Here is a 23,657-nt window from a genome sequence, read left to right as displayed (position 1 = left end):
TAGCGGGGCTTATATAAGCCCCGTTTTTTATTCCAGAGTTTTATGCAGATAGGTCATTAAGCGGTCGATGCTGCGATATCCCACTGCTTCCTGCAAATGGCTCCGCGTAATCTGTTCTTCACCTGCTAAATCAGCGATTGTCCTCGCCACCTTTAAAATCCGCTGCCAGGCGCGTACCGAAAGCCCCAACGAATTCAACACCTCTTCCAGCCATTCAGCATCCTGCTGCTTCAATGGACACCAACGTAAAATCTCCGGGTTTGAGAGATGAGCATTCACTTTTCCGCTGCGGGTTGTTTGAATCTGCCGCGCGGCAAGGACGCGTGCTAAAACCTCAGCGCTGCTTTCGCTGACTTGTTGTTTCTTACTCAGCGATCCGCTCGGAAGAAGTGGAACTTCTAACGATAAATCAAAGCGATCGAGAAAAGGTCCTGATAGGCGATTGAGATAGCGCAACACTTGCTGAGGTGATGAGCGATTATGATTGCCCTGATAATGCCCGGTCGGGCTAGGATTCATTGCACCGATCAATTGAAAGCGCGCGGGATAAGTCACTTTAGCACGTGTGCGTGAAATGGCGATTTCCCCGGATTCGATCGGCTCGCGCAATGCATCCAGCATTCTGCGCTCAAACTCTGGCAGCTCATCGAGAAATAACACTCCGTTGTGTGCTAAAGATATTTCCCCCGGTCGTGGCAATGAACCACCCCCAACTAGCGCATAGAGTGATGCACTATGGTGAGGCGCTCTGAACGGCCGTTTGCGCCACTGATGATGGAGATTGCCGCTGCTTACCAGACTGGCAATAGCGGCGCACTCCAGCGCTTCCTGGTCGTCTAACGGCGGCATGATACCGGGCAGACGCGTCGCCAACATGGTCTTGCCGGTGCCCGGCGGTCCAATCAGTAACAGGTTATGCCCGCCAGCTGCAGTGATCTCCAGTGCCCGTCGGCCCTGATCCTGACCAATGATATCGCTTAGGTCCTGCTTTTCCTGTTCAAGCGTTTCAGGGTGATAATGCGCGACGGTGAGGGTAGTTTTGTTATGCAGGAATGCACAGATTTCTACCAGATGTTTGCCAACCAGCGTCTCGCCTTGTTGAATCAACCCAACATCCTGTTGATTCTGTTCAGCTAACACCATTTGTCTGCCCGCTTGCAGCGCCGCCATCGCCGCCGGAATAGCGGCCTGAACGCCACAGAGCGCGCCGTTAAGCGCTAACTCCCCCAGGAATTCATATTGCCCTAGTTTTGCGTCTGGCAGCTGCTCAGAGGCTGCCAGAATGGCGATAGCGATGGGAAGGTCATAGCGTCCGCCTTCTTTAGGCAGATCAGCAGGTGCCAGATTGATGGTGACGCGCTTCGCCGGAAAGGTAAATCCGCTATTAATAATCGCGCTACGCACCCTTTCCCGCGCTTCTTTTACCGTGGTTTCAGGCAGTCCAACTAGCGTCAGGGCCGGCAAGCCGTTGCTGATGTGTACTTCCACCGTCACCAGCGGAGCCTGAACACCTAGCGCAGCTCGTGTTAATACTTTGGATAAAGACATAACCGCTCCTTGTTGTCCTTATCATCAGAGCAGCCAGGTGGATGAACAATGGCTATCTGCTCAACATCAGAACCAGATTCCTGACATTCGCTGAGAATTGCAGCGGTTTCACTAAAAATCAGAGCCTATTCGTAAACCGCAAATGAAGATTGCGAAGCGGGCGTTATGAATTTTTATCACAAATGTAAATAACCTTTTACTTACAATGTGATAACGCACAACCGCCAGCGCCGTCATAAAAATTCCCAATGAAAATTATTGTCAATGACGTGCTAACTATGATAACTCTGTAGGTATTACTTCGAACAATCGAAAAAACAAACAACACATGAAAGCCCTTCTACAAGTGATTAGCCTAGTCGTGATTAGCGTGGTGGTGATTATTATCCCACCGTGCGGGGCATCGCTTGGAGAAAGAAAGGCTTAAAAATCAAGTCTGGAATTCCAAAAACCCCCGCACCGAAAGGTCCGGGGGTTTTTTTTTAACCAGCCTAAATATCAGCAAATTAGCGAGGAACAGATTATGAGCAGTAGCATAAAATTCTGTTGTTCCCCTAGGAATACAGGAGAATAACCATGACAGGTGCACAGTGGGTAGTTCAGGCTTTACGCGCGCAGGGTGTCGATACAGTGTTTGGCTATCCTGGCGGCGCAATCATGCCAGTGTACGATGCGCTCTACGATGGCGGCGTGGAACACCTACTGTGCCGTCATGAGCAGGGTGCGGTGATGGCGGCCATTGGTTATGCCCGTGCAACCGGCAAGACTGGCGTCTGTATCGCCACTTCGGGTCCGGGCGCCACCAACCTGATCACCGGTCTGGCGGATGCGATGATGGATTCGATCCCGGTTGTAGCGATCACTGGCCAGGTCTCATCGGCCTTCATCGGCACCGACGCCTTCCAGGAAATTGACGTTCTCGGTTTATCCTTAGCCTGCACTAAACACAGTTTCCTCGTTGAATCGCTTGATGATTTGCCTTCAGTGATGGCAGAAGCTTTTGCCATCGCGCAATCGGGTCGTCCCGGCCCGGTTCTGGTTGATATCCCAAAAGACATTCAGATCGCCAACGGCGAACTGACGCCACATCTGCTGCCGGTTGAGGAACAAGTCAGCCACTCAGCGCAGCATATTGCGGAGGCGCGCGCATTGATGGCGCAGTCGCATAAGCCGATGCTGTATATCGGTGGCGGCGTTGGTATGGCGCAGGCGGTCCCTGCCTTACGTGCCATGGCGCAGGAAACCGGCATCCCGATGGTTTCCACTCTGAAAGGGCTCGGCAGCGCGGATGCCAGCAGCGATCTCTATCTCGGGATGCTGGGCATGCATGGCACCAAAGCCGCTAACCTCGCAGTACAATCCTGTGATTTGCTGATTGCCGTCGGCGCACGCTTTGACGACCGCGTTACTGGCAAGTTGGATACCTTCGCGCCGCACGCCAGCGTTATCCATATCGATATCGATCCTGCCGAACTGAACAAACTGCGCCGCGCGCACGTTTCACTGCAGGGCGATATGAATCAGGTGCTGCCCGCACTGAGCATGCCGATGCACATTGATGGCTGGCGCAAAGAAGTCAGCGCGATGAAAAAAGAGTTCGACTGGCGTTACGATCACCCAGGCGAAGCAATCTACGCGCCGTTGCTGCTGAAGCAGTTGTCTGATCGTAAAGCGGATAGCGCCGTGGTCACCACCGACGTCGGTCAGCACCAGATGTGGGCCGCACAGCACATGAGTTTCACCGCGCCAGAAAACTTCATCACCTCCAGCGGCCTCGGCACCATGGGCTTTGGTCTGCCGGCGGCGATTGGTGCGCAGGTTGCACGTCCAGAAGATACGGTGATCTGCGTATCTGGTGATGGCTCCATCATGATGAACATTCAGGAGCTGGGCACCATCAAGCGCGGCAAATTGCCGGTGAAGATTTTGCTGCTGGATAACCAGCGTCTCGGCATGGTGCGCCAGTGGCAGCAACTGTTCTTTGATGGTCGCTACAGCGAAACCATCCTGACCGATAACCCCGATTTCCTCACGCTGGCCAGCGCCTTTGATATTCCAGGCCAGCGCATTAGCCGTAAAGATCAGGTCGACGCCGCCCTCGATGCTCTGCTGAACAGTGAAGGTCCTTACTTCCTGCATGTTTCGATAGATGAGCATGAAAACGTCTGGCCATTGGTACCGCCGGGTGCCAGCAACGCAAACATGATGGAGAAAACCGCATGAATCAGCATCAATTGTCTATCGAAGCCCGCTTTCGTCCTGAAATATTGGAGCGCATTTTGCGTGTCGTGCGTCACCGTGGTTTCCAGGTGTGTGCGATGAATATGGCCTCTGCGGTCAATGCGGAGAACATTAATATCGAAATGACCGTTGCCAGCCAACGCTCAGTCGATTTACTGTCTTCGCAGTTAAGCAAACTTATGGATGTCGCTTGCGTCGAGATCCAACAACAGACAACACAACAAATCCGCGCATAGTCGCCAAAGGAAAAAGCAATGAGTACGAAGAAAGCAGACTTTATTTGGTTCAATGGTGAGATGGTTAAGTGGGAAGACGCCAAGGTCAGCGTTATGTCTCACGCACTGCACTACGGTACTTCTGTGTTTGAAGGCGTGCGTTGCTACGACTCACACAAAGGTCCAGTAGTGTTCCGCCACCGTGAGCACATGAAGCGTCTGCATGAATCCGCCAAAATTTACCGTTTCCCGATTAAAGCCAGCGTTGATGAGTTGATGGAAGCGTGCCGCGAAGTAATCCGCGTGAACAAACTGAAAAGCGCTTATATCCGTCCGCTGGCCTTCGTCGGTGACGTGGGTCTGGGTGTGAACCCGCCAGATGGCTACACCACCGATGTAATCATCGCCGCCTTCCCTTGGGGTGCTTACCTGGGCGCTGAAGCGCTGGAAAACGGCATCGACGCGATGGTTTCTTCGTGGAATCGCGTTGCACCAAACACCTTGCCGACCGCCGCGAAAGCGGGTGGTAACTATCTTTCTTCTCTGCTGGTCGGTAGCGAAGCGCGCCGCCACGGCTATCAGGAAGGTATCGCCCTCGACACCAACGGCTATATTTCAGAAGGTGCTGGCGAAAACTTGTTCGAAGTGAAAGATGGCATTCTGTTCACGCCACCGTTCACCTCTTCTGCGCTGCCGGGCATCACCCGTGACGCCATCATTAAGCTGGCGCAAGACATGGGTATCGAAGTGCGTGAGCAGGTTCTGTCGCGCGAATCCCTGTATCTGGCAGACGAAGTCTTCATGTCAGGTACTGCAGCGGAGATCACTCCGGTGCGTAGCGTCGACGGCATTCAGGTCGGCGAAGGTAAACGTGGTCCGGTCACCGGTCGTATCCAGAAGGCATTCTTTGGCCTGTTCACTGGCGAGACGGAAGACAAGTGGGGCTGGTTGGATCCGGTTAACGCATAACGAGATTTTTTGCGGGCGTCAGATGGCGCCCGCAACCTGATTATTACTGGAGTAAATAGAGCATGCCTAAGTACCGTTCCGCCACCACCACCCATGGACGTAACATGGCCGGTGCCCGTGCCTTGTGGCGCGCGACAGGAATGACCGACGATGATTTCGGTAAACCGATTATCGCCGTGGTCAACTCATTCACCCAATTCGTACCGGGCCACGTGCACCTGCGCGATCTTGGCAAACTGGTTGCTGAGGAAATCGAAGCAGCTGGCGGCGTGGCTAAAGAGTTCAACACCATTGCGGTGGATGACGGTATCGCCATGGGTCATGGCGGCATGCTGTATTCACTGCCTTCACGCGAGCTAATTGCCGATTCAGTGGAGTACATGGTCAACGCGCACTGCGCCGATGCCATGGTCTGTATCTCCAACTGCGACAAAATCACCCCGGGCATGCTGATGGCGTCACTGCGCCTCAACATTCCGGTGATCTTTGTGTCTGGCGGCCCGATGGAAGCCGGTAAAACCAAACTGTCTGATCAAATCATCAAACTGGATCTGGTTGATGCAATGATTCAGGGCGCCAACCCGAACGTCAGCGATGCCGACAGCGATCAGATCGAACGTTCTGCTTGCCCAACCTGCGGTTCCTGTTCCGGTATGTTTACCGCCAACTCGATGAACTGTCTGACCGAAGCGCTGGGCTTATCTCAGCCAGGTAACGGTTCACTGCTGGCCACGCACGCCGATCGTAAAGAGCTGTTCATCAATGCCGGTAAGCGCATCGTTAGCCTGACCAAACGTTATTACGAGCAGGATGACGTCAACATGCTGCCGCGTAACATCGCCACCAAAGCCGCATTTGAGAATGCGATGACGCTGGATATCGCCATGGGCGGTTCCACCAACACCGTTCTGCACCTGCTGGCAGCGGCGCTGGAAGGCGAAATCGACTTCAACATCTCCGATATCGATCGCTTATCTCGCAAAGTACCGCAGCTGTGTAAAGTGGCGCCAAGCACGCCGAAATATCACATGGAAGATGTGCACCGTGCGGGTGGCGTTATCGCCATTCTCGGTGAGTTGGATCGCGCCGGTTTGATCGACACCAGCGCGCGCAACATTTTGCAGCAGAGCATGCGTGAAACCCTGGATCAGTACGACATCATGCTGACCAAAGATCAGGCGGTGAAGGATATGTTCCGCGCCGGTCCTGCTGGTATTCGTACCACCAAGGCGTTCTCGCAGAATTGCCGTTGGGACACGCTGGATGACGATCGTACCGATGGTTGTATTCGTACTCGCGAACACGCTTACTCGCAGGATGGCGGCTTAGCCGTGCTTTACGGCAACATTGCGGAAGATGGCTGCATCGTTAAAACCGCGGGTGTAGACAAAGAGATCCTCACCTTCAAAGGCCCGGCCAAAGTGTACGAAAGCCAGGATGATGCGGTTGAAGCGATCCTTGGCGGCAAAGTTGTGGCTGGCGATGTCGTAGTAATCCGCTACGAAGGACCGAAAGGCGGGCCGGGCATGCAGGAAATGCTCTATCCAACCACCTATCTGAAATCCATGGGCCTCGGCAAAAGCTGCGCACTGATCACCGATGGTCGCTTCTCTGGCGGTACGTCGGGCTTGTCGATTGGTCACGCCTCTCCGGAAGCGGCGAGCGGCGGCACCATCGCGCTGGTGAAAGATGGCGACATGATTGAAATCGATATCCCGAACCGTGGCATCAAGCTGGCGGTACCGGATAACGAACTGCACGCACGTCGTGAAGAAGAGCAAGCGCGTGGCGATGCGGCTTATACCCCGCACGGCCGTGTGCGTGAAGTCTCCTTTGCCCTGCGCGCCTATGCATCACTGGCGACCAGCGCAGACAAAGGCGCGGTGCGCGATAAGTCTAAGCTGGGAGGCTAACTAATGGCTGAGTCTCAACCGCTCTCCGCAAAGCCAAACGGCGCGGAGTATTTGCGCGCAGTGCTGCGTTCACCGGTGTATGAAATTGCTCAGGTGACGCCGCTGCAAAAAATGGAAAAAATTTCATCGCGTCTTGGCAACACCATTCTGGTGAAGCGTGAAGATCGTCAGCCCGTGCACAGCTTCAAGCTGCGCGGGGCCTACGCGATGATTGCCGGGCTGAACGAAGAGCAAAAAGCGCGCGGCGTGGTGACGGCTTCGGCCGGCAACCATGCGCAGGGCGTGGCGCTCTCGGCCAGCACGCTTGGCATCAAATCACTGATTGTGATGCCGTTGGCCACGGCAGACATCAAGGTTGATGCAGTACGCGCATTTGGCGGTGAGGCTTATCTGTTTGGTGCTAACTTCGACGAGGCGAAAGCCAAAGCGATTGAGCTGTCAGAGCAGCAGGGTTACACCTTCGTTCATCCGTTTGACCATCCGGCGGTGATCGCCGGGCAGGGCACGCTGGCGATGGAACTGCTGCAGCAAGATGCGCATCTCGATCGCGTTTTCGTGCCGGTCGGCGGCGGCGGTCTGGCGGCAGGCGTTGCGGTGCTGATCAAACAGCTGATGCCACAGATCAAAGTGATTGCCGTGGAGTCGGAAGATTCGGCCTGTCTGAAGGCGGCGCTGGATGCCGGAGAGCCGGTTGATTTGGCGCGCGTGGGCTTGTTTGCTGAAGGCGTGGCGGTTAAACGCATCGGCAGCGAAACCTTCCGCCTGTGTCAGGAGTATCTCGATGACATCATCACGGTGGATAGCGATGCGATTTGCGCAGCGGTGAAAGATCTGTTCGAAGATGTGCGCGCCGTGGCGGAACCTTCAGGCGCGCTGGCGCTGGCGGGCATGAAGAAGTACATCCAGCTGCACGACATCAAAGGCGAGCGTCTGGCGCACGTGTTGTCGGGTGCCAACGTGAACTTCCACGGCTTGCGCTATGTCTCTGAGCGTTGCGAACTGGGCGAACAGCGTGAAGCGCTGCTGGCGGTCACCATTCCAGAGCAGCAGGGCAGTTTCCTCAAGTTCTGTCAGACCATCGGCGGACGCTCAATCACCGAGTTCAACTATCGCTACGCAGATGCGGATAACGCCTGCATTTTCGTTGGCGTGCGCTTAACGCGCGGGCTGGAGGAGCGCAGTGAGATCATCAGCCAACTGAGCGAAGCCGGTTATAACGTGGTGGATCTGTCGGATGATGAAATGGCCAAGCTGCACGTGCGCTACATGGTGGGCGGACGTCCATCGAAGCCGCTGCGCGAACGCCTGTTTAGCTTTGAATTCCCGGAAGCACCGGGCGCGCTGCTGAAGTTCCTGCAGACGCTTGGCGCGCACTGGAATATCTCGCTATTCCATTATCGCAGCCACGGCACCGATTACGGCCGCGTGCTGGCGGCGTTTGAAGCTAACGATCAAGAACCGGATTTCGAAACCCATCTCACCGCGTTGGGCTACGAATGGCATGACGAAGCGAATAACCCGGCGTTCCGTTTCTTCCTCGCCGGGCAGTAATTACAGCTGGTGCCAGAACGCATTGATAAGCGGCTCTCCGAGCCGCTTTTTTTGTACGCAAACGCCGAGTTCCAGCGGCGCGACAGACTCCACATTCTCCAGCGTTAACACGCGATTGCGCACCGGTTCCGGGCTGTTCTCCAGCACCACATCCGGCAACAGTGCAATACCACATCCCAGCGCCACCATCGACACAATCGCTTCATGACCAGAAACCGTGGCATAAATCTGTGGATTGGGAATGCGCTGGCGGCGGAACCATAAATCGATACCACGGCGTGCAGGTCCTTGTTCCGGCAGGATAAATGGAATCTGCGCCCAATCGGGTTGCTCCTGCGTTGCCTGATTGCGCACCGGACAAGGCAGCGCCGGAGCGATCAGCACCAGCGGAATCAGGCCCAGTGGCGTAAAATCTATGCTGGCGGGCAGCGATTCAGGGCGACCGGCGATGGCGAGATCGGCATCACCGGATTGCACCATCTCAATCGCATCGGCGGCATCACCGGTAGTAAGTTTGATCTCTACCTGCGGATGTTCGGCGCGGAAGCGGTCGAGAATCGGTGGCAGATGGCTGTAAGCGGCGGTCACCGAGCAAAACAGGCGCAGCTCGCCGCTCAGTGAAGGGCCGTTAAGATCCATCACATGGCGCAGCTGCTGATATTGCAGCAACGTCTGCTGCGCAAACTGGCGCAAACGCTCACCGGCTTCTGTTAGCGTCACGGTACGGTTATCACGCAGGAACAGCGCGTGACCGACATCCTCTTCCAGGCGCTGAATCTGGCGCGATAGGGTTGAAGGGCTGACGTGCATGGCACGCGCAGTGCGGCCAAAGTGGCAGCTTTCAGCCAGATGAAGGAAGAGTTTCAGGTCTCGTAAATCCATGCGCATATCGCCTCAAGGTTATGTTGCAAATTTTGCAATGTGACCTTGCTAATATATCAATTTAAGCAACGGATTTCCTGTCATATGATGGGGTCATTCGCGGCGTAAGAGACAACGTCGTTACTGAACAAAAACAAACACAACATCTAACCGGAGTACCCATGGCTAATTACTTCAACACTTTGAATCTGCGCAACCAGTTAGCGCAGCTGGGCAAATGTCGTTTCATGTCACGCGACGAATTCGCTGATGGCGCTAGCTTCCTGAAAGGCAAGAAAGTGGTCATCGTTGGTTGTGGTGCTCAGGGTCTGAACCAGGGCCTGAACATGCGTGATTCTGGTCTGGACGTGGCGTATGCCCTGCGTGCTGAAGCGATTGCTGAGAAGCGTGCCTCTTTCCGCAAAGCGACCGATAACGGCTTCAAAGTGGGTACTTACGAAGAGCTGATCCCACAGGCCGATCTGGTGGTTAACCTGACGCCAGACAAGCAGCACTCCGCGGTAGTTCAGGCTGTTCAGCCGCTGATGAAAGATGGCGCTGCGCTGGGTTACTCACACGGGTTCAATATCGTTGAAGTGGGCGAAACCATCCGTAAAGACATCACCGTAGTGATGGTGGCACCGAAGTGCCCGGGTACTGAAGTACGTGAAGAATACAAGCGTGGTTTCGGTGTTCCTACGCTGATCGCCGTTCACCCGGAAAACGATCCAAAAGGCGAAGGCATGGCGATTGCTAAAGCCTGGGCAGCAGCGACCGGCGGCGACCGTGCGGGCGTGCTGGAATCTTCCTTCGTTGCGGAAGTGAAATCTGACCTGATGGGCGAGCAGACCATTCTGTGCGGTATGCTGCAGGCCGGTTCTCTGCTGTGCTTCGACAAGCTGGTGGCTGAAGGTCACGATGCGGCATACACCGAGAAACTGATTCAGTTCGGCTGGGAAACCATCACCGAATCCCTGAAGTTCGGCGGCATTACGCTGATGATGGATCGCCTGTCTAACCCAGCGAAAATCCGTGCGTACGCGCTGTCTGAGCAGCTGAAAACCATCATGGCACCGCTGTTCCAGAAGCACATGGATGACATCATCTCTGGCGAATTCTCTTCAGGCATGATGGCTGACTGGGCTAACGACGACAAAAACTTGCTGACCTGGCGTGAAGAGACCGGCGCAACTGCATTCGAAAACGCACCGCAGTTTGATGGCAAAATCGAAGAGCAGGAATACTACGACAAAGGCGTCGTGATGGTTGCGATGGTGAAAGCAGGCGTTGAGCTGGCGTTCGAAACCATGGTTGACGCGGGCATCATCGAAGAGTCGGCTTACTACGAATCACTGCACGAGCTGCCGCTGATTGCCAACACCATCGCACGTAAGCGTCTGTATGAGATGAACGTGGTTATCTCGGATACCGCAGAATACGGTAACTACCTGTTCTCCTTCGCGGCAGTTCCACTGCTTAAAGAGTTCATGACCACGCTGCAGCCGGGCGATCTGGGCAAAGCAGTTGAAGGGACTCAGGTTGATAACGCACAGCTGCGTGACGTCAACGAAGCCGTTCGTCAGCATCCAATCGAATCTGTAGGCCGCAAACTGCGTGGCTACATGACCGATATGAAACGTATCGCTGTCGCTGGCTAAGCCACGCACGACACCGTTTTCAGCACAATAAAAACCCCGGCTTGCCGGGGTTTTTTGTTATGTAAGATTGTCGATTACAACGTAGGGTCGCCATTCATGGCGACCTGGTTTAAACCGCACCCAATAAAAAACCCGACCTAAGCCGTAATGCCGATCAGTTAAGGATCAGTTGAACGATCCAGTGGCTGTGTAAGAATCCGGGAACGTTTCGTTTCCGGATTTTTTTATGCAGCTCCGTCAGGCCCTTGATATTGTCTCTTGCTACGATTCTCTGCGTAACCCACTCACTACACTCGCGGATGTCCTTGAGCCCGAACTGATCGCCCGCTGCATTCAGGAGTCAGGCTCCGTTACCCTCCGCAAGCGTCGTCTTACCACCGATATGATGGTCTGGTGCCTTATCGGCATGGCGCTTGAGCGCAAAGAGCCCCTGCACGCCATCGTGAATCGCCTTGATATTCTGTTGCCGGGAAACCGGCCTTTTGTTGCGCCCAGCGCCGTGGTGCAGGCCCGGCAGCGCCTGGGAGACGATGCCGTCAGGCGTGTCTTCGAACAAAGCAGCGACCTCTGGCACGCGCAGACCACGCATCCTGACTGGTGTGGGCTGACGCTTCACGCGGTTGACGGCGTCGTCTGGCGCACGCAGGAAACGCCGGATAATGAAAAGGCTATCGCCCGCACAAAAACGGTTGCCGGTGCATCGCCCTATCCGCAGGTACGCGTGGTCTGCCTGATGGAGCTGACCAGCCATCTTATCGGCGGCGCCGTGATGGGCTGCCAGAATGAGAACGAAATGATACTGGCGGAAGGGCTTATCCCACGCGTCCCCGACAACAGCCTGACGCTGTTCGACAAGGGCTATACCTCGTTCGGCCTGCTCAGCGCCTGGCATCAGGCGGGGGAAAACCGTCACTGGATGATAGCAGCCCGCAAAGACCTGCAGTACGAAGAGGTACGCCGCCTGGGAAAAGGAGATGCGCTCATCCGTGTTAAAACCTCCCCTCAGGCGCGGAAGAAGTGGCCTCATCTGGCGGAATATGCAGAGATGAGGCTTATCAGCCGGGAAATTAAAGGAAAGACGTGGCGGTTCCTGACGTCGATGACGGATGCGATGCGCTATCCGGGGAAAGAGATAGCGGACCTGTACAGCCATCGCTGGGAGATAGAGCTGGGGTATCGGGAAATCAAGCAGGGGCTGCAGGATAACCGGCTGACGCTGCGCAGCAAAAAACCGGAGATGGTGCGTCAGGAGCTGTGGGGCGTGCTGCTTGCGTATAATCTGGTGAGATATCAGATGATAAAAATGGCGTCGACGCTTAAGGGATACTGGCCTAATCAGCTGAGCTTCAGCGAGTCTGCGGCCTGGGTCATGAAGCTGCTCTGGACGCTTGAGGGCGCGTCACCGGGGCGGATCCCGGAACTGGTGAAAAATGTGGACGCGATAGCGCAGATAGTCAAACTGCCGGGGCGACGGGAGAGGTCGTTCCCGAGAGTGGTGAAAGAGAGGCCCTGGAAGTACCCGACAGCCAAAAGAAGAAATGCCAGTCAGGCTTAACTGACTGGCATTACGACCTAAGCCGGGTTCTCTCAACGCTCAATCAATTACACCGCTTCATACAGCGTCTGATTACGCGTCTCTTTACAGGCAATCAGCGCGATCAACGTCAACACCGCCATCGAGGCCAGATAGAAACCCACCGCCTGCAAACCGTAATTGGCATTCAGCCAGGTCGCGATATAAGGCGCCACAGAAGCCCCAAGAATCGACGACAGGTTGTAGGAGAAGGATGCACCGGTATAACGCACTTCAGTCGGGAACAGTTCTGGCAGCAGAGCGCCCATCGGACCGAACGTCAGGCCCATAATGCTCAGACCAAGGATCAGGAAGCCCATCACCAGCACCTGAGAGCCAGAACCCAGCAGCATTGGGAACATCAATGCAAAGGCGATAATCATCAACGTAATGGTGATCATGGTTTTACGACGACCAAAGCGATCGGCCAGCAGACCGGCAATCGGTACCATCACACCAAAACCAATCACCGCCACCATCAGCATCCACAGGAAGCTGTTACGCGAATAGCCAAGACCAGCCGGCGCGGGCGCGGTGCCGTAACTCATCGAGTACACGGTCATGATGTAGAACAGCGTGTAAGTGGCGAGCATGATAAAAGTGCCGAGAATGGTGGCGGTCAGATGCTTGCTCAGCAACGTACCAATTGGCATTTTCACCTGCTTATTCTCTTTCTGCACTTTGGCGAATACCGGGCTTTCATGCAGCGAAACGCGCACATACAGGCCAATTAACACCAATACCGCAGAGAGAATAAACGGCACGCGCCAGCCCCAGTTCATGAACTGCTCGTCGGTCAGCAACCATGAAAGCAGCAGGAAGGTGCCGTTAGCGAAGAAGAAGCCAATCGGCGCGCCGAGCTGTGGGAATGAACCATAAAGCGCACGTTTTTTCGCCGGGGCATTTTCGGTCGCCAGCAGTGCTGCGCCGCCCCATTCACCACCGAGTCCAAGGCCCTGACCAAAACGCGCCAGCGCCAGCAGCAGTGGCGCTGCCACGCCAATGGTTTCATATCCTGGCAGCAAACCAATCAGCACCGTCGAAACGCCCATGGTCAGCAGCGATGCCACCAAGGTTGCTTTACGGCCAACGCGGTCGCCAAAATGTCCGAAGACGGCCGAACCAATTGGACGCGCCACGAAGGCGATCGCGAAGGTTGCCAGCGACTGCAGCGTGGCCACGGTCGGATCGCCCTGCGGGAAGAAAATGTGCGGGAAAATAATCACCGCGGCGGTGGCATAGATATAGAAATCGAAGAACTCAATGGCGGTGCCGACAAGCGATGCCACAACCACTTTGCCACGTGAATTGACCGGCGCGTCGTCGTGTTTTTTGTCGAGTGTTTCTGTGATGGAGGCTTGCATAAGTGTTTCTTAATTGTAAATGTAGACAGAGAATCTTACGCACCTGGTTTGCGGCATTCAATGGCGAAAAACCGCGTCAGACCGGGCTTTTTCGGCGAATAAGTGGATAATTTCTGAGTTGCTGCAATCAGTGGCGGATGGGAACGGGAAGTGTGATTTTTTTGGCGGGAATCTCTGCAAAAGGGCCAAATTAAAGTGACCCTTTAGCGTTTCCTGCTGGTTTTTGCTGAAAAAGTAGCCAGCAGGAAACATTTTTAGCTAGTACGGCAAATGTAACAACCTCGTCGGCTTATTTAGCCTGATGCGGCTGCGGCATCTCTTTATCATCTTTGTATTTAGCGGTGGCGATCCACGCAGCGCAGAACAGTGTCAAACGCGCAAAGAAGTAGAAGAACGCCATCAAGCCGAGCACCGAACCAAAAGCCGCACCTGATGGCGAAGTCGCCAGTTTTGGCAGCGTCAGCGTCATCACAAACTTAATCACCTCAAAACCAATCGCCGCCAGCAGCGTGCCACGAAACAGTGCTTTTTTACGAGGCTTGTGGCGCGGCAGAATCCAGAAGATCCACAGGAACAGCAGATAGTTAGCAAAGATGGAGATAGATAACGCAATCACTGTCATCGCCGGACGCAGCCACTCAATGTCTTCAAGCCCCAACGCATTAACGATCGCCGCCTGTGCCGCACCGGCAATCGAGGTCAGCGACAGTGTAATCACCAGCGCAAACATCAAACCCAGCAGCGAAAGCAGGTCGCGTGCGTACTTCTTCCAGAGTTTCTCCTGATCGTCTGGCGTGCGTTCCCACACGTCGCGCGACTGCGCACGTACCGCTTCACGCAAATTGCCCATCCAGTTAATGCCGGAGTAGAGCGCCAGTAGCAAACCGGTTATCCCCACTGTGGCGCGCTGTTGAATCGCGGTGTTCACCGTATTCTTCAGCGTGGTGGCCAGCGTCGGATCGCTGATGCTGTTAACGATTTTGTTGATCAACTCGGTGAGCAAATCCTGATTCGACGCCAGCACAAAGCCGACCGCCGCAAAGGAGACCATCAAAATCGGTATCAGTGAAAGAAATGAGAAGTAGGTGATAGCCGCGCCAAACTGGCTGCCGAGGCGATCGTTAAAGCGTTCCAGCGCGCGCATAAAATGCGCCACTGCCGGAATCGCCTGAAACCAGGCAGCGAAGCGCGACACATTTTGAATCGAGCCATCCACGGTTTTATTGCCGGTTTTAATATCAATTAGCGGCTTGGCTTCTGCCTTGGCCGCTGTCTCTATAGGTTTTTTGTCCGTCATAGACGATAGTCATCCTGTTCACTGCGAAAATACAATTATAGCGCCTTATGTGACGTACTCCTGCAAGACGTGGCTTAACCACTCCATAAACACCCGTACGCGGCGCGCCACGTTACGGCGATGCGGGTAAAGCAGCGAGATCGGCATCGGTTTCGCCGGGAAGTGATGCAGTACTTCAACCAGTTGTCCTGACTCCAGCAGCGGCTGCACGCCAATCGCTGGCACCTGAATAATGCCGAGCCCGGCCATGCACGCCGCGCGATAGGTTTCGGTGCTGTTTACCGTCACCACGCCGCCGGTTTGAACGTAATGACACTGTTTGCCATCAAAATATTCAAAGCCCAGTGAAGGTTGTCCAAGCTGCTGGGTGTAATGCACCATCGCATGTTGCGACAGATCTTCCAGCCGCACCGGCATGCCGAATCGGGAAAGGTAGCCGGGGCTGGCGCAATTGATCAAGGCATGCGAGCCGATTTTCCGCGCAATCAGCCCGGAATCTTTCAGCTCGCCAACGCGCACCACGCAGTCAAATCCTTCGCGAATCACATCGACCTGGCGATCGCTACTGCTCAGCTCAATTTCCAGACCGGGATAGTGCTGCAAAAATTCCGGCAGGCGCGGCAGCACAAAGCCGGTTGCCATCGCCACCGACATATCCACGCGCAGCTTGCCGCTTAAGGTGCCGGGATCGTGCTGGAACAGGCTGTCCATGTCGTCGAGCATCGAAAGTAAATCGAGGCAGCGATCGTAATAAACCAGGCCGTCTTGCGTCAGATGCACGCGTCGCGTGGTGCGATGCAGCAGGCGCGTTCCCATTTGATTCTCCAGCGCCTGCAGCTGGCGCGATACGCTGCCTTTCGGTAAACCTAAACTTTCTGCTGCACGGGTAAAACTGCCCATTTCTGCCACTCGCACAAAAACCTGCATTGCGTGAATTTTATCCATGTTGTTCACCGATTGTTGTTGTTAGTGAAACAGTGCTGCGTATTCCTCTGCGTTTATAGATCAATTATTCACGAATATCCTTAACACGTGTTCAATTTTCCAACTGGAGCGAAACATGAGTCATAAAATTGCATTGATTACCGGCGGAAATCGCGGTTTAGGCAAGAATGGGGCGCTAAAACTGGCCGCCAAAGGCACTGATATCCTGTTTACCTATCGCGGTCATGCGGAAGAAGCGCAGGCGGTAGTGCAAGAGATTGAAGCGCTGGGCGCGCGTGCGGTGGCGCTGCAGCTGGATGTGGGCGATACCAGCACGTTCGACGGCTTCGTGGCGCAGGTGAAAGAAGCGCTGCAGAAAACCTGGCAGCGTAACAACTTTGATTATTTAGTGAACAACGCCGGTCACGGTCACTACAAGCTGTTCGCAGAGACCACCGAAGATGAGTTTGACGCGCTGGTGAATGTGCACTTCAAAGGACCGTTCTTCCTGACGCAAAAACTGCTGCCGTTGATCGTTGATGGTGGACGCATCCTGAATATCTCCAGCGGTTTAACCCGTTTGACGCTGCCGGGTTCAGGTACGTACGCCTCAATCAAAGGCGCGATGGAAGTGTTAACCCGCTATCAGGCTAAAGAGTTGGGCGAGCGCCATATTCGCGTCAACATTCTTGCGCCAGGCGCTATTGAAACCGACTTCGGCGGCGGTCGCGTGCGTGATACCAAAGATCTCAACGATCATATCGCCTCGGTGACCGCGCTGGGCCGCGTCGGTTTGCCGGATGATATCGGCGATGCCATCAGTGCGATCCTCAGCGATGAAACCGGCTGGATCACCGCACAGCGCATCGAAGCCTCAGGCGGACAAGGCCTGTAATCCGTAGGGTCGCCATTCATGGCGACCTCGTTAAACAGCGACGCCAGCCAGGTTGCCATAAATGGCAACCTTACAGATCAATCGTCCCATCAATCACCGTCACCGTTTGGCCGCCAATCCAGATCGCCTTATCCGTAAAACTCACCTGAATCCGACCTTCACGCTGAATCGCGCTGCCCTGACGCGCCCGGTAATCCCGCGTTTGGTGGTTCGCCTCGAAGTAGCGTGCCAGACAGGCGTTGGCGCTGCCGGTCACCGGATCTTCGGTCAAACTGCCGTTCTCAACCAGCAATGCGCGCACTTCATACTGCTCGTTTTCACCTGCTGGTAATGCACCAAAAATCGCCGTGCCGTTAACCTCAGCATGCTGTTGTAAACGGTGTAAATCGGCTGCTGACGGCACCACATCCAGCACCGCTTGCGCGCTACTCATCGGAATCAGCAGCCAGCGAATGCCCATATCAACGATGGTCGGCGTTTGGCTGAGATCGAAAGCTTCACTGTTCAGCGCGCTGCTCATCAGCGCATCGCTGAAGGGCGTTAAGCTTGCGGCGGGTGCCGCAAAGGCCAGCGCGCCGTCATCGCTGATTTTCACCTCAACCAGACCTACGCCGCACTCCTGCACGATTTTGCCCGGCGTTTTCAGCGGCCAGCCCGCTTCCAGCAGCGCATGCGCGGTGCCGAGCGTCGGATGTCCGGCAAACGGCAGTTCGCCTTCCACGGTAAAAATGCGCACGCGGTAATCTGCCGCCGCATCCTGTGGCGGCAGCACAAAGGTGGTTTCGGACAGATTGGTCCAGCGCGCAATCGCCGTCAGCTGCGCGTCACTCAATCCCTGTGCATCCATAATCACCGCCAGCGGATTACCTTTAAACGCCGATGAGGTAAACACATCCACCTGTTTAAATGCGACCTTCATTGTCACTCCTTCCTCGTTGAGGTTGTCTGAAATCGGGATTTACATCCTGCTGATTGCGAAAGGCCAGCAACAGGGCTATGAATAGATTAAGAATTCTGGAATCGGAGTCCGCAATGTTAAAAGTTCTTGGCCGTACTTCTTCAATTAACGTGCGAAAAGTTCTGTGGCTGTGCGCAGAACTCGATATTGCGTACGAATTAGAACCCTGGGGCGATGATCCGCAATCGCTGCACTCGCCAGAGTTTATGGCGCTCAATCCCAACGCCATGGTCCCGGTGATTATCGAGGACGATTTCGTGTTGTGGGAATCCAACACCATTCTGCGCTATCTCGCCAACAGCAATGGCGGCGAATGGCTCTATCCCGATAATCCACGCGCACGCGCGCCGGTCGATCAGTGGATGGATTGGCAAGCCACCGAACTCAACACCTCATGGCGCTACGCGTTTATGTCACTGGTGCGCAACTCGCCAGCGCATCAGGATCCCCGTTTGCTGGCGGCGGCCGTTAAAGGCTGGACGCACACCATGAACATTCTCAACCAGCATCTGGAGAAAACCGGGCGCTACGTCGCAGGCCGCAACTTCTCGCTGGCAGATATTCCGGTTGGTCTGGCGGTGAATCGCTGGTTTGAAACCCCGCTGGAGCATCCTAACTTCCCGGCGGTCCAGACCTATTACGAGCGTCTGACCGAGCGCGAGCCTTACACCACCTGGGGCCGCAACGGCAAACCCTGATCCTGCCCCGGCGCCAAACCTGTCATTTCGCAGGCCAGCGCGCCGGTGCGCTGCAACGCCCACGTATAACGCTCATCAAACGGATAGCAGCAGGAGAGACGCAAGGCGTGTTTATAACGATCGCTCAGCGAGTAGAGCGCGCCTGGCGTCACACAGATTTGCTCCTGCAGCAGACGATGAAACATCTCCACGGTATCAATATTTCCCGGTAGTTCGACCCAAAAAACAAACCCGCCGCACGGCAGGGTAGCGCGCGTGCCCTGCGGAAAGTGGCGGGCCAGGATACCGCGCGCCGCATCCAGATTGGCGGCATAGCGCCGACGCAGCGTGCGCAGATGATGATCGTAGCCGCCGCTGGCAAGGAATTCGGCCAGGGTTTCACTCAACAAGCGTGATTCCGCCATCGACGAAACCGCTTTGAGGTGAGCGATAGCATCATGAAAACGCCCGGCGGCCGTCCAGCCGACGCGGAAATCAGGCGCCACGGTTTTGGTAAAGCTGGTGCAGTAAATTACCCAGCCATCGCTATCAAACGCCTTCACCGGCGGCGACAGCGGCCACTCAAACTGCAATTCGTCATACAAACCATCCTCCAGCAGTGGAATGTGGTAAGTATTCACTAACTTCGCCAGCCGCTTTTTGTTCTCCAGCGGCATCACGTATCCCAACGGGTTCTGCGCGCCCGGCATGGCGATCACCGCCTGAATCCGCTTCTCCTGCAACAGCATCTCCAGCGCATCCAGCGACAATCCCTGATGCGGATCGGTGGGGATTTCCAGCGCTTTCAAACCCAGCGACGCCAGCAGCGGGAACAGGAAGAAATAGGTTGGCGACTCCAAACCAATGCAATCGCCGGGTTTGGTCACCGCACGCAGCGCCAACTGGAGCGCTTCCATACAGCCATGCGTCAGCGTGATCGCCTGCGGTGGCAGGTTGATGCCGTTGTGCAGGGCACGACGCGCAATCTCCTCCCGTAAGCGCTCACTACCAGGCGGAAGCGCATAGCGTCCGATAATGTCGGGATTCTGGCGCAAAATCGACGCAGTAATTCGCGCTATTCGCGCCGCCGGATAGAAAGTGCCATCCTGCGGACAGGCCAGCGAGATATTGGTGTAATCAGGATTATTTTGCGCCGCGAACACTTGCTCAATCAGCTCCAGCTTTTGCGCGCTAGGATCGTTGATTTTTGCTGGCAGCGGTTTTACCGGGCGCGTCACGGCGGGCAGCACGCCACGTACGTAATAACCCGACTGCGGACGCGATTCAATCAAGCCGCGATCTTCGAGAATTTGCCACGCATTAAGCACGGTATTGATACTCACCTGATGCGATTGTGCCACGCGACGTATCGCCGGCAGCCGCTTGCCAGGCTTCAACGTGCCCTGATGAATCGACTCGGCAAAGCTATCGACCAGCTGCTGATACAGCGTTTGACCAGATGAAAGTGGAAGGGACACAAAAGCCTCCGCGCACAATGGGTACAATTCATTTTTGAGACAACTGTATCCATTACAATAGTGGTTTTGTGTCTCTGTTTCCATTACAGCATACGCACTAGCATGAAGACATCATTGATACTTCAGGAAGCGCATCATGCTTGATCCCTCATTCTTCAGCTACGTCACCGTTATGTCGATCACGCCAGGCCCGAACAACCTGTTGCTGGCGACGTCGGGCGTTAACTTTGGCTTTAAACGCACGCTGCCGATGCTGTTTGGCATCCTGCTGGGCTGCGCAATACAGATGCTGCTGGCGAGTGTTGCGCTGGATGCGCTGCTGCACTGGATGGGCGCGATTCGTCTGCCGCTAACGGTGGTTGGCTGTAGCTATCTGCTGTGGCTTTCGTGGAAGATTTTCCGTGCCGGCGCGCCGCAACTGCGCGAACGTCCGCGTCCGATGACGCTGGTGGGCGGCATCCTGTTTCAAGCGGTCAATCCCAAAGCCTGGCTGATGGTCACCAACGTGGCGCTGATGTACGCCAACAGCAACGGCGTGCTGACGGTATTGCTGGGATTTGCGGCACTGAATCTGCCGTGCATTTTGATTTGGGCAGCGCTCGGCGATCGTTTACGCAATCATCTGCAAATCGCGTGGAAGCGCCAGGCGTTTAACAGCTTAATGGCGCTGTCGCTGGTGGCGACAACGGGCTGGATGTTGTACGACGCGGTATTGTTGAGTTAATCATATTCATTATCCACGTTGCTGCTTATTACGCAGCAACGTGGGTTTAAAAGTGTTTTCATTGCGATAAAATATTAACACCGTTTTAGCTCTATTCCCGCTTGCTTACCCATCATCGTCAGCATTAATTCAGCTAAGTCTTTATCTCCGGCGTGGAGTTTATGAAAAAGCGCTTCAACCACGCTGATTGTCAAAAAATCGGCATTAGCGGGGAAGTGGTGATTAAAGGTAATGCCGCGCGAAACAAAATCCCAGCTGGCAGTCGTTTCTGTTTCAATAATTTTGTCATTAATCTTCTCAACCAACGCATCTATATATTGAGGTATTTTTTTTGTCATATAAGCTTCATCAGCTTCAGAGAATTGTTGTTCCATGATCATATTATCTCTTTGAATAATTCATTGTTGGGGAGGCGAGCTTAAGCTTGCTGCCAGCGAACTAAATCTTGTTTAAGCAATGTTAAACCAATAGCTACAACCATAATATCTTTTAGTATAAAACTATCGATCGTGCCAAGCTGTGGTAGTAGGCTCAATGTCACCACACCCGTTAAAACGATCAACGTGGCGCCAGCGGCACCCGCCATCGGATTTTTGAATCCTAGCACCAGCAGCGCCACGGTGGTTAATTCCACTACGCCAAGAAAGTAGCTGGTGCCATGCAGTCCCAGCATGTCCTTCAAAATACTGAGCCATGTTGTGGTAATTATCGGAGTCAGCGCCTCCACTTCAAATTCAAACCACTTGGCGATACCAAAAAATAGGAAAACAACGATCAAGGATAACCGCAGGGCGATGGTGTCTTTTTTATTGAGAAAAAGAATGGCGCAGAATAAATAATCATTTTTCACTGTCATCGCAATGACCTCATTATACATTAAGAGATATTTGATGCGGATTATTATGATTGCATCAATTCGCGTATAGAGAGTATGCGAAGTCAGTTAAATCAATTTTATACAGGGAAAGGTTTTTTAGCATTTAATTAACGTAATCATTAAATATAATCAACGATGTCATTAATTACGGGGGAATAGAAAAAAGGAATAAGGGGCGAGCGACGCTCACCCTTTGTAGGGTCGCCATTCATGGCGACCAGGATAGAACTACCTTGTTACTTCCCCACCACGTGCGCCGTTTCGCGCGCTTCATCGTTGGCGGCATCAGGTGTAATCACCGGCTCGTAGTCGAGTTGCAGCACACGGCTGGTATCGGCCAGCACTTTCTCGGTCAATGCGACGTCGCCGTTCAGCTTGCGGCCCCACGAAGGGATCACCATGCGGATTTTGGTCTGCCATTCCGGTGAACGCATCTGTTCCGGGAAGGCTTTCGCCATCAGCTCAAGCATAATCGGCGCGGCGGTGGAGGCGCCCGGTGATGCACCCAGCAACGCCGAAATCGAACCATCTTCCGAGGTCACCACTTCGGTACCGAGACGCAGCACGCCGCCTTCAACGGCATCGTTCTTGATGATCTGCACGCGCTGGCCGGCAGTGACTAAACGCCAATCTTCCTGCTTCGCCTGCGGCACGTAAGCGCGCAACGCTTCCATACGATCGCTGTCGCTTTGCAAAACCTGATCAACCAGATATTTCACCAGGTCGAAGCTCTTCAGGCCAACCTGCACCATCGGCTTGAGGTTGCTGGTGTTCATCGCGCCGAACATATCCAGCAACGAACCCTGCTTGAGGAATTTGGTGGAGAAGGTCGCAAACGGCCCAAACAGCAGCACCTGTTTGCCATCCAGCACGCGGGTATCGACGTGTGGCACCGACATCGGCGGTGCGCCGACGCTGGCTTTGCCATAAACCTTCGCCATGTGCTGTTTCACGACGTCAGGATTTTCCGTCACCAGGAATGAACCGCCCACCGGGAAACCGGCGTAGCCTTTCACTTCCGGAATGCCGGATTTCTGCAGCAGCGGTAACGCCGCGCCGCCCGCACCGATAAACAGCTGGCGCGTGGTCAGCACGCGATTTTCACCGCTGGCCAGATTATGCAGCGTGACCTGCCAGCGACCGTCGCTCAGGCGTTTGATATCACGCACTTCCTGGCGCAGACGCAGGCGGAAATTGGCTTTCTTTTCTAAAGAAGCAATCAGCTGACGCGTTACTTCACCGAAGTTCACATCGGTGCCCATTTCGGTCCAGGTGGCCGCCACTTTCTGTTTGCTGTCACGGCCGTTCATCACCAGCGGAATCCACTCGGTGATTTGATCGCGGTCTTCAGAGTAATTCATGCCACGGAACAGCGTGCTTTTCTGCAATGCATTGAAACGCTTGCGCAGGAATTCAACGTTATCGTCGCCCCAAACGAAGCTCATGTGCGGCGTACTGTGGATAAAGCTTTTAGGATTGCGCAGGTTGCCTTTCTGAACGTGATACGCCCAGAACTGGCGCGAAATCTGGAACGATTCGTTAATCGCCACCGCTTTGGCGATGTCGATGCTGCCATCCGCCTTCTGCGGCGTATAGTTGAGCTCCGCCAGCGCGGCGTGACCGGTTCCGGCGTTGTTCCAGCCATTAGAGGATTCAACGGCCACGTCATCAAGACGTTCAACCATCTCAATCGACCAGTCAGGCTCGAGATCTTGCAGCCATGCGCCCAAAGTCGCACTCATCACGCCTGCGCCAATCAGCAGTACGTCGACGTCTTTTCGTTCCTGAAGGTTTGCACTTTCCATGCCAGCAGCGGCGAGCGCCAGATTTACCGCAGTAGTACTCATGAGGCGACATCTCCTCTCTCTGTTGACCTGAAGCTCAACAGGTTCGCAGGCGAAATAGCCGCGCTTCTTTCGAGCGCGTGGCGCTAT

At 54.6% G+C, this 23,657-nt stretch carries 21 protein-coding genes; 11 read left to right on the top strand and 10 right to left on the bottom strand.

Features of this window, described 5'->3' with window-relative positions; all coding sequences use genetic code 11:
• Positions 1-27: 27 nt before the first annotated feature.
• Positions 28-1,548 carry a YifB family Mg chelatase-like AAA ATPase gene (locus tag ACXIZX_RS18465; RefSeq protein WP_479404700.1) on the bottom strand — a complete coding sequence of 507 codons (1,521 nt, stop codon included), beginning with the start codon at positions 1,546-1,548 and terminating at the stop codon, positions 28-30.
• Positions 1,549-1,876: 328 nt separating this feature from the next.
• On the opposite strand from ACXIZX_RS18465, the gene ilvL reads away from it, so the two are divergent.
• The 6 genes from ilvL (at position 1,877) to ilvA (ending at position 8,437) form a co-directional block, all read left to right on the top strand.
• Positions 1,877-1,975: an ilv operon leader peptide gene (gene ilvL, locus ACXIZX_RS18460; protein WP_071531048.1), complete on the top strand. Its 99-nt coding sequence runs from the start codon at positions 1,877-1,879 to the stop codon at positions 1,973-1,975.
• Between the two features lie 149 nt (positions 1,976-2,124).
• Positions 2,125-3,771, top strand: a complete 1,647-nt coding sequence (gene ilvG / locus ACXIZX_RS18455) for an acetolactate synthase 2 catalytic subunit (protein ID WP_479404699.1) — start codon at positions 2,125-2,127, stop codon at positions 3,769-3,771.
• Positions 3,768-4,025 carry an acetolactate synthase 2 small subunit gene (gene ilvM, locus ACXIZX_RS18450; protein WP_008106624.1) on the top strand — a complete coding sequence of 86 codons (258 nt, stop codon included), beginning with the start codon at positions 3,768-3,770 and terminating at the stop codon, positions 4,023-4,025. The genes ilvG and ilvM overlap by 4 nt, the downstream gene beginning before the upstream one ends.
• A gap of 18 nt (positions 4,026-4,043) precedes the next feature.
• Entirely contained in the window at positions 4,044-4,973 is a 930-nt protein-coding gene (locus tag ACXIZX_RS18445) for a branched-chain amino acid transaminase (RefSeq protein ID WP_007888821.1), read from the top strand.
• 62 nt (positions 4,974-5,035) lie between these two features.
• Positions 5,036-6,886 carry a dihydroxy-acid dehydratase gene (ilvD, locus tag ACXIZX_RS18440; protein ID WP_008106626.1) on the top strand — a complete coding sequence of 617 codons (1,851 nt, stop codon included), beginning with the start codon at positions 5,036-5,038 and terminating at the stop codon, positions 6,884-6,886.
• 3 nt (positions 6,887-6,889) lie between these two features.
• Positions 6,890-8,437 carry a threonine ammonia-lyase, biosynthetic gene (gene ilvA / locus ACXIZX_RS18435; RefSeq protein ID WP_479404698.1) on the top strand — a complete coding sequence of 516 codons (1,548 nt, stop codon included), beginning with the start codon at positions 6,890-6,892 and terminating at the stop codon, positions 8,435-8,437.
• On the opposite strand, the gene ilvY is transcribed toward ilvA, so the two are convergent.
• Entirely contained in the window at positions 8,438-9,319 is an 882-nt protein-coding gene (gene ilvY, locus ACXIZX_RS18430; protein ID WP_008106630.1) for an HTH-type transcriptional activator IlvY, read from the bottom strand. It abuts the gene before it with no gap.
• Positions 9,320-9,480: 161 nt separating this feature from the next.
• Between ilvY and ilvC the strand changes: the two genes are divergently transcribed.
• Together ilvC and ACXIZX_RS18420 are read left to right on the top strand one after the other, a co-directional pair.
• Positions 9,481-10,956: a ketol-acid reductoisomerase gene (ilvC, locus tag ACXIZX_RS18425; RefSeq protein ID WP_008106632.1), complete on the top strand. Its 1,476-nt coding sequence runs from the start codon at positions 9,481-9,483 to the stop codon at positions 10,954-10,956.
• A gap of 226 nt (positions 10,957-11,182) precedes the next feature.
• On the top strand, positions 11,183-12,511 hold the full coding sequence (locus tag ACXIZX_RS18420; protein ID WP_479403474.1) for an IS4 family transposase: 1,329 nt from the start codon (positions 11,183-11,185) through the stop codon (positions 12,509-12,511).
• 47 nt (positions 12,512-12,558) lie between these two features.
• Here ACXIZX_RS18420 and ACXIZX_RS18415 read toward each other — a convergent pair whose 3' ends face one another.
• The 3 genes from ACXIZX_RS18415 to ACXIZX_RS18405 form a co-directional block, all read right to left on the bottom strand.
• Positions 12,559-13,893: an MFS transporter gene (locus tag ACXIZX_RS18415; RefSeq protein ID WP_061719834.1), complete on the bottom strand. Its 1,335-nt coding sequence runs from the start codon at positions 13,891-13,893 to the stop codon at positions 12,559-12,561.
• 289 nt (positions 13,894-14,182) lie between these two features.
• A complete protein-coding gene (gene yhjD, locus ACXIZX_RS18410; protein ID WP_154157305.1) occupies positions 14,183-15,190 on the bottom strand; it encodes an inner membrane protein YhjD in 1,008 nt (335 codons plus the stop codon).
• Between the two features lie 45 nt (positions 15,191-15,235).
• The gene (locus tag ACXIZX_RS18405) at positions 15,236-16,135 is read right to left on the bottom strand and encodes a LysR family transcriptional regulator (protein WP_036648956.1); all 900 of its coding nucleotides are present in this window, start codon (positions 16,133-16,135) and stop codon (positions 15,236-15,238) included.
• A 115-nt stretch (positions 16,136-16,250) separates the two neighbouring features.
• On the opposite strand from ACXIZX_RS18405, the gene ACXIZX_RS18400 reads away from it, so the two are divergent.
• Entirely contained in the window at positions 16,251-17,009 is a 759-nt protein-coding gene (locus ACXIZX_RS18400; RefSeq protein ID WP_061719832.1) for an SDR family NAD(P)-dependent oxidoreductase, read from the top strand.
• Positions 17,010-17,079: 70 nt separating this feature from the next.
• Here ACXIZX_RS18400 and ACXIZX_RS18395 read toward each other — a convergent pair whose 3' ends face one another.
• Positions 17,080-17,928, bottom strand: coding sequence for a PhzF family phenazine biosynthesis protein (locus tag ACXIZX_RS18395; RefSeq protein ID WP_479404697.1), 849 nt, complete (start codon positions 17,926-17,928; stop codon positions 17,080-17,082).
• Positions 17,929-18,041: 113 nt separating this feature from the next.
• On the opposite strand from ACXIZX_RS18395, the gene ACXIZX_RS18390 reads away from it, so the two are divergent.
• Positions 18,042-18,665 (top strand): glutathione S-transferase family protein, encoded by a 624-nt coding sequence (locus tag ACXIZX_RS18390; protein ID WP_008106644.1) that lies wholly within the window; start codon positions 18,042-18,044, stop codon positions 18,663-18,665.
• Here the strand turns inward: ACXIZX_RS18390 and ACXIZX_RS18385 are convergent.
• The gene (locus tag ACXIZX_RS18385; RefSeq protein WP_479404696.1) at positions 18,632-20,122 is read right to left on the bottom strand and encodes an aminotransferase-like domain-containing protein; all 1,491 of its coding nucleotides are present in this window, start codon (positions 20,120-20,122) and stop codon (positions 18,632-18,634) included. The genes ACXIZX_RS18390 and ACXIZX_RS18385 overlap by 34 nt on opposite strands.
• A gap of 136 nt (positions 20,123-20,258) precedes the next feature.
• On the opposite strand from ACXIZX_RS18385, the gene ACXIZX_RS18380 reads away from it, so the two are divergent.
• On the top strand, positions 20,259-20,846 hold the full coding sequence (locus tag ACXIZX_RS18380; RefSeq protein WP_154157301.1) for a LysE family translocator: 588 nt from the start codon (positions 20,259-20,261) through the stop codon (positions 20,844-20,846).
• Positions 20,847-20,920: 74 nt separating this feature from the next.
• Here ACXIZX_RS18380 and ACXIZX_RS18375 read toward each other — a convergent pair whose 3' ends face one another.
• The 3 genes from ACXIZX_RS18375 to mqo form a co-directional block, all read right to left on the bottom strand.
• The gene (locus ACXIZX_RS18375) at positions 20,921-21,226 is read right to left on the bottom strand and encodes a hypothetical protein (protein ID WP_061719829.1); all 306 of its coding nucleotides are present in this window, start codon (positions 21,224-21,226) and stop codon (positions 20,921-20,923) included.
• A 38-nt stretch (positions 21,227-21,264) separates the two neighbouring features.
• Positions 21,265-21,702, bottom strand: coding sequence for a DUF417 family protein (locus tag ACXIZX_RS18370; protein WP_479404695.1), 438 nt, complete (start codon positions 21,700-21,702; stop codon positions 21,265-21,267).
• A 257-nt stretch (positions 21,703-21,959) separates the two neighbouring features.
• The gene (mqo, locus tag ACXIZX_RS18365; protein WP_179453139.1) at positions 21,960-23,570 is read right to left on the bottom strand and encodes a malate dehydrogenase (quinone); all 1,611 of its coding nucleotides are present in this window, start codon (positions 23,568-23,570) and stop codon (positions 21,960-21,962) included.
• Positions 23,571-23,657 lie beyond the last annotated feature (87 nt).

The organism is Candidatus Pantoea symbiotica (assembly GCF_056491525.1).
Note: the sequence above shows the minus strand (reverse complement) of the source record. Positions and strands in the feature narration are given on the sequence as shown.